This is a genomic window from Polynucleobacter campilacus (genome assembly GCF_002206625.1).
Lineage (GTDB): Bacteria > Pseudomonadota > Gammaproteobacteria > Burkholderiales > Burkholderiaceae > Polynucleobacter > Polynucleobacter campilacus.
This window is the reverse complement of sequence record NZ_NGUP01000008.1, coordinates 1-1,949: the sequence shown is the minus strand read 5'-3', so window position 1 is coordinate 1,949 and position 1,949 is coordinate 1. Positions and strand designations below refer to the sequence as shown.

1 protein-coding gene is annotated in these 1,949 nt (G+C 44.3%); it reads left to right on the top strand.

The annotated features are described in order from the left end of the window. The first annotated feature begins 57 nt into the window (after positions 1 to 57). Positions 58 to 1,908, top strand: a complete 1,851-nt coding sequence (locus tag CBI31_RS10240) for a hypothetical protein (protein ID WP_088526308.1) — start codon at positions 58 to 60, stop codon at positions 1,906 to 1,908. The last annotated feature ends 41 nt before the right edge of the window (positions 1,909 to 1,949 follow it).

Genomic DNA, 1,949 nt, shown 5'->3' with positions numbered 1-1,949 from the left:
GCAGCCTATTTCTAAAAGTTCCGCTACCATATTGCTTATAAAAACTAGGGGATTTCTATGCGCAAATTCTCAATCATTGCTACATTCATGCTGTGCTGCAGCATGGCATTCTTTTCATCACAATCATTCGCAGCGCCGAGTAAGGATGATATTGATGTAGAAAATATCAAAGCGCCGCCGAGAGATGTGAAGGATATTTTGTTGGTCCTTAGTCAGGCACGCGCCGACAAAACAATTATAGAAAAAGCAACCAAAATTTTAGCCTTGCCCGTGCCAAATACTAATGATGCAGAAGTTTTAAATCATTATTACTATAGAAGGGCAGCAGCAGAGGATGCCCTCGAGAATACTAGAGGGGCATTAGAAAATATCAAGAAGGCTGCGGTTGATTTTCCGAGTATTAAAGTGGATCTTCGTATTGACGAGACATTTCAATATGCTGGAAATGAGGCTTCGCAAGGTAATTTAATTGTCGCAAAGAAAATTTCTGAGCAGGGTTTGTTGGTCGTTCCCCAAAACTTGCGTGGATGGACTCTTTCGTTTGATAGACAGATAGTTAATTACTGCTTGGGTCTTGGAGATTTTGAGTGCGCTAAATCTGGCCTTGCGACATTAGAAAATGATTACAGTGCCTTAATTAGCGTTGCCCGTAATCCTAATTATCTAAGTCGAATAAACTGGGAGAATACCCTCGAGGCAACTCGCGGACGTTATTTTTTAGCAGAAGGTAAGTTTTTAGAGGCAGAGCGCAGTCTTCGCAGATCTCTTTATTTAAATCAACAGATCTTGGATGGCATTAAAGATCGCGGTAGGGATGCTTTAGATAATGAAGTACGTGTTTCCCAGGATTCATCTTCAGCCGCACGCAATTTTTATGCTCAACGCGCTTATCTAATGACAGATATGGCTAAAGCTTATTTGGGACAAAGAAGGCTAGTAGATGCCGAGTATTGGGCTCGTGAAGGCACTATGTTGGCTATAAATCAATTTGGTCCTAATTCTGGAAAGACTGCTCAGATGTTACTTACCCTGACCAGGGTGGTTGCTGAGCAAGGGCGCAATGCTGAGGCGGTATTGCTAGGAACTGCAGCATTGAAGGTTGCACAACAATCCACTAGCTATCCTGCGTCTACCTCTATTGCTTATGCACGCAAGACCTTGGCCACTGCCTTAGTTGCTGATGGTAAATATACCCAGGCGGAGAAAGTATTCGCTGAGATGGTTGAGAATGTAAAAGCAGACCCAGATATTGCTGCACGTTTTCCTGCGCAAGATTTAGATTGGGCTCTTGCACTCGTTAAAACAGGTAAGGCAGCGCAAGCGGCAACTATGACAGGTGAGATGTTAGCTAAAAATGGATCTCGGATGGAAAAGGGCTCAACTCGCTTGGCAATGCTGACTGCTTTTAATGCATCGGCTCTTCAAGCCTCTGGGCAGTCTTCTAAAGCCTTGACTGAATTTAAAACATCAGTGCCTATCCTTATAGATCAATCTCGTAACGATACTGAAAACAATACTCAAAGCATTCGTCAAACTCAGCGCATAACCTTTGTTTTGGAAGAGTATCTCGCTTCTCTTGCGCAACAAGCTAAAACAGATTCTTCTGGTGCGGCTGCTGCAGAAGCGTTTCAGATTGCTGACCTTGCCCGCGGCAGTGGGGTACAACGCGCTTTAACGTCAAGTGCAGCACGTGCCAATATTTCTGATCCTCAGCTTGCTGGACTAGCGCGTCGTGAGCAGGATTTACAGCAGCGTATCAATACCTTGACAGAGCTCTTAACTGGGTTGCTCTCAGCTCCACCGGCACAACAGCTGCCTGCTGCTCAAGCCAAAATCCGTACTGATATCACCGCCTTTAAATCACAACGTGATGACCTTAAAAAAGAGATTGAGGAAAAAGTATCCTGATTATGCTGAGTTGGTTGAGCCTAAACCCGCTTCAGTAGAGC